Below are 10,026 nucleotides of genomic sequence, written 5' to 3'. Positions count from 1 at the left end.
CGCGCGATGTCACGCTCGGCGCCGCGCAGCAGGGGCAGGGTGGCGTCCGCCAGTTGCAACAGGCGTAAGCCGGCGCTGGTGAAACGCACGGGTTTGGTCTTGCGCACGAACAACTGCATGCCCAAGCGCTCTTCCAGCTCTTTGAACTGGTGGGACAGGGCGGACTGGGTCAAGTGCAGGCGTTCAGCGGCTTCGACCAGGCTGTCGGCTTCGCGCAAGGCGTGCAGGGTTTTCAGGTGGCGGATTTCCAGCACCGTGGCCTCCATGAGCAATATTGATGAACAATTCGAATGGGGTGAGTTTGTCTCATGTTGCTCGGGCTGTCGACAGACAGGCCAAGGGCGCGGTGTTCATATCCAGCCATACATTGCGAAAAGGCGCTGACCCGGAGCCCTGGCGGATGAGGCGTGGGCGGACATAGTCAATTACGCATTTCTTATTTCACCGTAGGGGGGAGTGGGTATTTTGGCGCGAGACTCGTCCCGAAGGGCACTTCATGCGTCGTTGGGACGACACCGTATTTCCACGCCAAGGATGTGCCCCATGACCGCTAGCAACGCTGCAAGTCCCTTCATCCCTCGCCTGTACCCTGCGGCAGCGCCAGCCAATCCGGCGCCTGCGCCAGCCGCATTTGCGACAACTTCGCTGGGCAGTACCGGCGCCGTATTGGCGCCTATCGGCGCCGAGCCCAGCGCCATTGCCGATGTGCAACCCCTTCCCACCGCCACCCACCTCGCCGCCCACGCTGTCAGCAGCCAGTTCGCGACACGGCCCGGCGTGCGCTCGGTCGTCAGGGAAATGCTCGGCGAGGCGATCAAAAGCCTGTATCCCACGCTGGAACTCGACGTAGCTCAGACCTCGGTGGCAGAGCCCATCGCGCAAAACCCGGTTCAATACCGATTGACCCCGCTGTTGGATGTCGCCCTCAACCACCTGGCCGCCGGGGCCGAAATCGATTTCACCGACAAGTACTCATGGCCGCAGAAACTGGTCAAACACGGCACAGGCACCACCCTCAGGGTTCCGCACCCATCAGGCGACCGGCGCGACGATATCGACATGTCGGCGATCGAACTGGTGATTCGCAGCCTTCGGCCCAGCCTCAGAGACGGTTTTGCACGGGCCTTGACGCGCTATTGGGGGCAAAGTGCCGGCGGCGCCACCGGCCCTGACGCAGGCAATCGCTGGTTGTGGCTCAGTGGCATGCTCAGCGACAGCCTGCGCAGTGCGTCGCTGAAACAGCCCGGCCTCACGGATGCGCAACGCGCCACGCTTGATCAGGTGGTTGCCTGGCCCGAGCGTGCGCAACGCGTGAGTGCCAAAGGCGACGACGCGGCGCGGGTTTTCGTGCTTGACTCCACCGTCCGTTACAGTGGCGGTTCGTCCACGCAGCTCAGTCCCGATCTGCTGATCACCCGCCAGATCGGCGGCAGCACCCAGGTCCTGCATGCCGCTGCCAACGGCCTGATTACCCCTTACGACTCGGTGGAAGCCTTCGGCAAGGCATGGGGCGAGACGCTGGAGAACGACTTCGTCTTCGACAATTTGACCTGGAAGCGTCAGGAGCCGGACGCGAATATCTTCGATACGCAAGCGGGCATCATTCTAAATAACCAGTTGCAGGCGATAGACGCCATCGAGCTGCCTGAAGCCGGCGGCCTCAACGCTCTGGAGCAGCGCTTTTCCCTGGTCAGCGATCCGAGCCCGTGGTTTGTCGGCGCCTATGCCCCGGATTCCGAGGAACTGGCGCGGCTGCAGAAAAAACTGCCGCAGTGGATGCGCAATGCCGACCCGGCCGATCGCTTTGCCTATCACCGACACGCCCTGGAACTGGCCAGCGATGTACAGCGCAATCACGGCCGAAACTTTTTTTCGGACATCCCCGATATTCGCGCCTATACCCAGCAACAGCTTCAAGCGCAGTTGGAGAACACCGGGTTTCTCGCGGACCACCTGGAAGTCACCTTCAAGGTGCCGGTCGGCACGCTGGGCGGCGGCTATATCGAACGCGTCACGATGAGCCTGACCGACATGGCCTTGCGCAATCTGGCCGGGTTGCCCAAGGGCGAAATGGAAGTGCGTCACTTCGGTCAACTGATCACCGACCCCGCAATGCCCCAGCGCTTGAAAGACATCGTCCAGCAGGTGGACATCGGCAAAAACTACCCCGCGTTGCTGCACACCCACCTGCTTGGCGACAGCGATGAAGCACGTCGGCGCAGCGCCTTGTTTGCCCAACAAGTCCCGCTCCAGCTCGCCATGCAGGCGCTGGAACTCAAGCTCAAGGGCGAAGCGGGCATCACCGCGCGTGGCTATCAGTATGTGGCGGCGGTGCTGAGCCCTGGCGCCGGGGCAAAACAGGTCGATGGGCAAGACATCGTCATTCGCCCCCTGGCGTTTTTACGCAAGCCCGGCGCGACACCCGATGTCGTCCAGAACATGTTTGTCATCGAGCCGGCCGATTCGGTTGTCGGCCCGCACATTCTCTACCGTCCGATGTTGTCCCCGGCGTTGCAGGCATTTACGACCCGCCAAGCGCTGCTGGAGGCGGTGCAACAGCCCGGCCCTTTGCAGCAAAGCGTGCTGGCCTGGTTGCCCGACGACAGGACTCGTGCGGTGTACGGCAATGGCGGGTTCAAGACACCGAATATTGCCCGCTACAGCGTCTTTAACGAGTTCGATCCGCCTGCCCAACCGGCACCGACGGCGCTGGCCGTGGACGGCTATGACGCCGCGCGCACATTACGCGAGGACCTGGAGCAAGGGCGCCTGATGCAGCACTTGTACCAGAGCAATACGCACAGCCTGGTGAGCCTGGCCGAGGGGCAATCGGTATCGGACGCGCAAAGCCGCTGGGCCTCTTTCAAGGAACTGGGCGGGTTGCTGTTCAACACGCTGTTACCCGTGTTGCGCGGGCCAGGGGCGATGGCGGGGTGGTTGTTGCAGTTGGCCGGCAGCGAGGACGACATCCGCAAACTGTCCAACCCGACCGCCCAGGACGACAGCACGGCTACCGTGGTGGACCTGCTGCTCAATATGGGCATGGTGTTGACCCATTCTGCGCCTGCAGACGCCGCGCAGCCGCTGGTGACGCTCGACGCGCTCAAAGCCATCCCGCAAAACAATGGGCCGACGCGTCGCGTGCCGGGCCAGACGCCGAGCGCTCATCGCACGACCATCCGCCAAAGCAGCGTGGAGCCAACTGCCGGTGTCGTCGGCGATAACGCGACCGTGCTCGATTTTGCGTTCTCCAGCCCACGCCGGTTGACCGCCGGCCAGCTCGCGCAGATCGAGTCATTCCGGGTGCCCGCGCCGGCCGATGTCGGTGCCGCGATTGCCGAGGGGCAAAAAAGGGGGTTGTACCTGAGCCAGGGCCGACTGTACGCCAACATCGACAATCAGTGGTTCCGGGTGGCCAACGACTTGGACGGGGTGTTCATCATCGACGAGAACAACCGGGCGCGTACCGGCCCGCCGATCAGGCGTGACGCACAGGGGCGCTGGAGTTTCGACAGCAGCCCAAGGTTGCGCGGTGGCATGCCGCGCAAAAGTGGCGTCGCCGAGCGGGTTAAACAAAATACGCAGGCGAAACAGGCGCGAGGGGAGCAGTTCAGTCAGGCCGTCGAGGCTGCGTTGGTGCTCGATGGGCCAAGGGTCGATGCGCATAACCAGCTTGTCGTGACCATCACCGATTACCACAATGCCCGCAAGAAACTGCGCACGCTGTGGGGGCTGTCCACCACCGGCGAGCATCAACAGCGCTTCCTCACGCCCTATTTGACGCAGTTGGAACTCACGAAAAACCTCAGGCAGACAATCGACCAGCAGTTCGTGCAACTCAAGCAAAGCACTCAGGCGCACAGTGCGGCGGTTCAGACAGCCATTGACAGTCTGGCGCCGAAAAAACTGGGCGCAGTGGACGATCTCTCCGAAGAAAAACAGGCGCGCTCCAATCTCTACGGCGCAGTACTCGACAACTACCGTCAAATCGAACAGTTCTATAGAGCGCTGGCCGAAGACAGCAATCAACACGTGCCCAGCGGACGGTCAATGGCGGAGGTGGTGAGCGAGGCGAGGACAGGCTCCAAAAGCGCCTATATCGAGCTGATGGACAACTTCGGCAGGGTCTACCATGACTTGGAAAACGTGCGGGAAGCCGCCCTGGTCTCTGCCGCCGTGCTGGAAAAATGGACGAACGATTCGTCGTTCGGCAAAACCAAGGCCGAGCACTTCCTCAAGCTGCAAGATAAACAGCCGCCTGCGATTATTGCCCTGCGCATGAAGCTGACCACCCTGTCCAACCTCAAAGAGCTGAGCCTCGACCGTTATGCCCGAACGACTGACCCGGTGGAGTCGTTTTACCTGCAGCGCTTGAGCTCAACCAACCTGATCCCCGTCTACAGGGCTCACCTGGACCTGCGGCAGTACAGCGGTTACAGCTTGAGCGAACGCAAAGCGACGCTGGAAACCATCATCGGCACGTACCAGCGAGAGCTCAGCGACAGCCTGGCGATACAGGACGCGAATCCCAGCCTTCAGCGCGCCGAGTATCAGCAGCTGTTTGCCGAACGCCTACGCGATGTTATCAACGATGCCCAAACCGACCTGGCCGAAGTGATTCGCGAGGAACAAGCGCTGGTGCCTGTCGCCGTCGCGCGTATCGATCAGCAACAAAAGCCGGTGGGCCAGCGAACGTTCAAAACCCGCGACAAGGAAACCTTGATCGGCACCGCGCGTCCTCACGCGGCAGGCGCCAGCGTCATCATTGATGTACTGGACCCGCAATCCGGCCAGCCGGTCGCCAGTTACAGCGAACACCCCAGCGACGGCGAGTGGGTCAAGATCGTTCCCGCGCAACCTGCACGGCCCGCGCAGTCGCCCAAGTCGCTTTCAACGCTTAAATCCGACGCCAGAAAACTGCTCGAAGAAAGCGCCGGCATTGAGCGAACGATCGAGTTCCAGAAACGCAAACTCAACGACCCGCAACGCCGCGAGGGCGTCAACCCGCTGGACTGGAACGACATGCTGCAAGCCCAGGCCGAGCGGCTTCAGGCGACCGCCCTGCAAGCCGAAACCAACCAGAGTGGCAGGCCCGAAACCGCACAGTTGGTCAACCAGTGGCGCACAGCGGCGGACGAACTGCTCAACAAGGCTCGGCAACATTGCGCCGATGGCTACAAGCTCCTGCCGCCCAAGCCGGAAAATATCGATTACCTGTGGAAGCACGGGTTCGTCGATATCAACCTGGTCCAGCGAGACACCGCGACCAAAAGCGGCGATGTCTTCACCGAATATGCCGTGCGTGAAAAAGGCAAAGTCGACGTCTTGTGGTATGCCCATTTCCACTACCCGGCCAAAGGTTCGCCGCGCAACCTCTACACGGCGGCGCATCTGAAGATCCCGTCGCAGCGCACCAAGACCCAGAAAGACCTGGTGGCCGAGGCGGGAAACAACCGCGTTGTGGAACAGATCGTCAGGGCACGGATAGGCTCGCCGCTGGATGAAAAACTGTTTTTGAAACTGTGACTGAACCGCTCTGATGAACAGCCGCAGCTCACGTTTTGTGGTTATTGGGCAACCCCTAGCGACCGGATATGCGGCAACGCGGCGGACTGCCTGCCAATGTCGGAAAACGGCAGCGACGGGTCGTCGGCATGGGTCAAATAGCGGTGCTCCGGCAGTTTCAGATGGGCCTTTTCGAACTCGTCGAAGGTTGCCGTGCGGCGGTTGTAATGAAAGTGCGCATACCAAAGGGCGCGCGCTGGGGTGGCAGTCAGGTCCCAGACTTCATATTCCTGCATGAAGTCGCGATGCCCGTTCGCACGCCTCGCCAGTTCGGTCATCGACGCGGTTCGACGCACCTCGACCACGTGATGCCTGACCAGGTCATCGAGCATGCCGTCGGTGGGTTTGCGGCTGGCCAATGATTGTCGGGTGCGCAGGGCGCGGCCGGCGGCGGTCAGTTCGGTAGAGGTCTTGCGTAATTGCGAGAGGCTCGGTTCTTCGGGGTCAAGGCGCGCGATGCGGTTTGAGCGCAGGGTGAGTTCGGCGGCTTCGCTGACCAGCATGTGTTCAAGGTCCACCGGCAACATGCCCTGCCGGGCATAGGCTTCAACTTTGGCCTGGTACGCCGGCACGGCACGCAGGCGGTTCTTGGCTTCGCTCACCATCACCGACTTCACGTTTGCCTCAGGTGGGAACTCCACGGGCGGTGCCGGTTGGCGCTGGGCCCGACCGTTTGGCCGTTGCTCCCAGGTCTCGGTGTGGCCGCTGAGGTTGTCGATGGTATAGCGCGTGGTGTTGGTGCGTGGGTCGGTGCTTTTTATGCCGATCAGCAGCCGGTTGTCGTCGCTTTCAAACACTGTTCCTTGTGGTTCGTCGGGCTGCGGGCGCCGCAGGCGAGGTGTTGTGCCGATACGGTTGCGGGCCAGTTGAATCATGCGCTCGAGGTTGTTCAGCAAGGCGTCCAGGTTTTCCAGGTCAAAATGTTGCGGGTAGCCTGCGCTCAAGGTTTTAGCGCTGAGGCTGAAGCGCGTATAGGCATCGATACATTCGTTGAGGATTCGCGTGCGCTGGCTAACGGTGGTGGGGGTTTTGGTCAGTGCGAAATGCGTGTTCAGGGCCAGGTGGGCGTCGAGATAGACGCGATTGACCTCACTTTGCAAGTACAACCAGGAAGGATCGGTGACGTGATCGTAGCGGTTGAACGTATCGATGCTGTGGACGGTGCGCAGGTGCGTGCGAAACCCTTCATCGTAGAGCTCGTTCCAGCGCGCCGAGTCATCGCGAGCCTCGCCCACCATCGTGCGCGTGTTGTGCAGGTCCGCGTCGATCTGTTGCGCGGTCCTGCGTGTGCTTCTGCCCTGGAGGCGCAAATCGGCCTCCAGCGCTACAAGGTTGATCTGGCTGCTCCATTCGTTCATGACCCGGAAGATGCGGTCGATCCGGTCGAGTGCCTGCACGATTTTCTGGCTGAGACCTTTGCGGGTTTGCAGAAACTGCAGAATGGCGGCGGGTCGTGCCGGCGGCACCTGGATGCCAGCGAATTGCTCGGTCAACTCTTGCAGAGCTGCCGCGGCGACTTTCAAGCGCTCCACGGTTCTGCTGGTGACAATCAAGGCGGCGCGGCTTTGCATGCCTTTGAGGACCAGGTGCTCTCTGCTGGGGGTAAAGGCGATCACGTCCTGGATCGCGTTGGCCTGCTGAATCGCCAGCTCGATGTCCTTGGTGTAGGCCTGATCGAGGGTCGGCTGTAATGTCTTGCGGGTGGTGAAATCGCTTTGGTTGGACAGGTGTTGCAGGTTGTTGGTCGCGGCCAGTTGAGCGTCGAGCCGGCTGCTCAGCGTATTGATCGCATCGTCGAGCGCCAGTTGGCGGCGCACGACATGATCGGTCCACCAGATCGGCAACCGTTGTCGAATAGCCATCGGCCAGAGCGGGTCGAGGGTGTCTGCCAGGTGCCCGAGCACGCCGCCGCCGCCGGCCAAACCACCCGGTTGCGCGGTGCCGTAGACCCCGAAGTGGGTGTCCCACTCGCCCGCTTCATCCAGGGCAATCGGCTGTTTATATTTTTTCAGCGAGTTGCCGGCCAAGCGCCAATGCCCGTTCTGCAGTTCGACCTGGTAGACGTTGTCCTGACGCACAATAAAATAGCCGTCTGCATGCCGATAGACGTTGCGATACACGCCGTGGATCGCAGGGGGCAGGTGGCCCAGGGCGATCTCCTTATCGTACTCATACCCGCTGAAGCGCTCTGCGATGCGGCGCGCCTTGCGGCTCATGGGCGGTTGCAGGTAGCGGCCGCCCTTGAAGGCGTTGCGCAACTGGCGCGCCCGGGTACGCACGCGCGCCGCATTGGGCGTGATCAGCACCCCGCCGGCCACATCCACGCCGGCGTCGATCAACGATTGCAGGACTTGGGTGATGTCGTGCAGGCCCTGGACATGATCACCGCGTCTGAACGCATCCACCGCGTCATTGGCGCTGACCCAGCCATCGTAAAGGCCGATCACCGTACCCACCACGGGGACCACACCGAGCGCCATCTTGATATAGCTGAAAGCCTGCACGCCTTTCATGGCGTAGCGTTCCAGGTACAGGTCGCTGTTGGAGCGGGAACTGGCGTGGTGGGCTTCCTTGACGCGGCCCATGTGGGCGTTGAGCAAATGGCCGGCCAGCGACGTGGTGACGGGCCAGGGGCTGCCGACGCCGATCAGTGTGTCGAAATGCCGGAGCACCGCTTGATTGATCCGGCTGACGTGGTTGGCCACGTTGCCCAGCAAGGCGCGGCCGGCCAGGTAATTGACCATCGAGCTGTTCAGGCACAGGTGGAACAGTGCCAGTCGGGCGGCTTCAAGATGGGTGTAGCTGCGCAGGGAGTGACCGTCGGGGATTTCAGGCAGATAGAGCAGGGTGAACCCGGAGTTTTTCTGACGGATGAAGGTGATGCCGGACAAGGTGCTTGAGCCGTCCTGGGTATCTGGCCCGCCGACACTGAGGTAGGCGGGGAGTAACTCGATATCGTTGCCATCGGCCCGCCAGGCCTGGGCGGTGGTGGCATTTATGGCGATGTTGAAGGTATTCAGTTCGCTGGCATTGATGTGCTTTTGCAGGAACGCCAGGCGCCCCTGGAGCGTGAGCATCTGGCGATGAGGTTCGAGCAGGCATTCGAGGCGATGATCACGGCTGAAGTACGCTTCGCGATCCGAACCTTGGTAGGTCTCGACGATCAGGTTTTCATACGCTTGGGCCAGGTCCAGCTCCGGCACCAGCGTGCGCAGGTAGTTGACGCTAAGCCCGGCCGTGAGTGCCTGGCCTTCCGTGGCGTCCTCGGTGTTGACCTCGACCTTCATGAACGACAACCGCTCGGAGATCGGTGTATCGATGTTGCTCAGCGCCAGCTCTTCCAGGGCCATTTTGACCCGAGTGGCGCTGGGGACCAGCACGGTCTTGGTCGGAGTGCCCGGTGCGCCGGCGGCTGCGACGAAATGCTGTTGGCGGGTGACGGATTCGGGCACGTCGAGCTGAACGCTGAACGGGTGTTTGAGCGAGAAGTCCCGGGACAGTCGTGCGTGCAGGCGTTTTTTGCAAAAGCTGCTGATCAGCGGCAGCTTCAGGTTCAAGGCCTCGTCGGCGCGCTGGAACGCCAGGATGTAGCGCTCCAGCAGGGTCTTGAGTTCGGCCCTGTCGGCTGGCGAAACCTGGCCGAGCCAGACCGGCAGTTGCGCGGCCAGTGCGCCGCTCTGGTTCTGCTCCAGAAGCTGCGCGTAGGCCAGTTCGCGCACGGCGTGGGTCGGTACGCCGAGTTCCTCGATCGCTTGCACGCGCAGGGGTTCCAGTTCCCTGGCTTGACGCTCGGTGTCGTCCGGGGCGCGCCGAAGCATCTCTTCAATCTGGGTGACCCAGCCATCGAGTTGCACGGTGAGGCTGTAGTCGAGCGGGGTCTGATTGAGCAGGGCCAGTTCTACGGACGAGGCGCCAGGCGGCGTCACGCCGAGCCACCGTTCAAGCGCCTGGAGCGAGTCGAAGTGCTGCAGCCCGCCCTGGCTGCCCGGCCAATACAGCAACAGGTCCTGGGGCGTTGACGCATCGCGCAGCGCCGCTTCCAGGGTGATGAGCAGCACGCCGTCCAGCTCTTTGCGCTGGGTGTTGGTTGCGCCGTTGCTGCGGTCGCTGATCGACAGCGTCAAGGTCGCCACCGACACGTTGAGTTCGGGATTTTGCGCGTTAAGCGGGTCGAAGGCGGCCAGGAGCATGTCGTGCCCGGCCTGGGTGATCTGGTTGAGTTGACGTTGCAGGCTGGCCTCGGCAAGCAGCCCATTCAGTCGCGCCTGGAGCAAGGTGTGGTAGTCGGGGTTGGCTTGCTGGGACAGCTCCAGCAGTTGCGGCCGGGGCTGATTCCACAGCGCTGTGGCCGCTGCATGGGCTTGCTGTTGCGCCTCGTGCAAGCGGCTGAGTTGGCTGCGCAGCGCGGCCAACTGCTCGTCGCTCATTGGCGTCAGTCGGGCGGGCGCCTGCACGGCCCCG

General features: G+C 62.1%; 2 protein-coding genes and 1 pseudogene. 1 reads left to right on the top strand and 2 read right to left on the bottom strand.

Going from position 1 to position 10,026, the window contains the following annotated elements; genetic code table 11:
* A pseudogene (metR, locus tag L9Z73_RS18120) lies at nt 1–254 on the bottom strand (transcriptional regulator MetR); the annotation flags it as partial.
* Nucleotides 255–543: 289 nt separating this feature from the next.
* Between metR and L9Z73_RS18115 the strand changes: the two are divergent.
* A complete protein-coding gene (locus L9Z73_RS18115; RefSeq protein WP_247403622.1) occupies nt 544–5,526 on the top strand; it encodes a conserved oligomeric Golgi complex subunit 8 in 4,983 nt (1,660 codons plus the stop codon).
* A 41-nt stretch (nt 5,527–5,567) separates the two neighbouring features.
* Here the strand turns inward: L9Z73_RS18115 and L9Z73_RS18110 are convergent, their stop codons facing one another.
* The gene (locus tag L9Z73_RS18110; protein ID WP_247403620.1) at nt 5,568–9,992 is read right to left on the bottom strand and encodes a dermonecrotic toxin domain-containing protein; all 4,425 of its coding nucleotides are present in this window, start codon (nt 9,990–9,992) and stop codon (nt 5,568–5,570) included.
* Nucleotides 9,993–10,026: the final 34 nt, after the last annotated feature.

It is taken from the genome of Pseudomonas emilianonis, assembly GCF_023072625.1.
Lineage (GTDB): Bacteria > Pseudomonadota > Gammaproteobacteria > Pseudomonadales > Pseudomonadaceae > Aquipseudomonas > Aquipseudomonas paraveronii.
This window is presented reverse-complemented; position numbering and strand designations above follow the sequence as displayed.

Bases quoted from the DNA above. Each gene is read 5' to 3' on its own strand.
- L9Z73_RS18110 (WP_247403620.1), bottom strand. From the start codon at position 9,992: ATGAGCGACGAGCAGTTGGCCGCGCTGCGCAGCCAACTCAGCCGCTTG.
- L9Z73_RS18115 (WP_247403622.1), top strand. From the start codon at position 544: ATGACCGCTAGCAACGCTGCAAGTCCCTTCATCCCTCGCCTGTACCCT.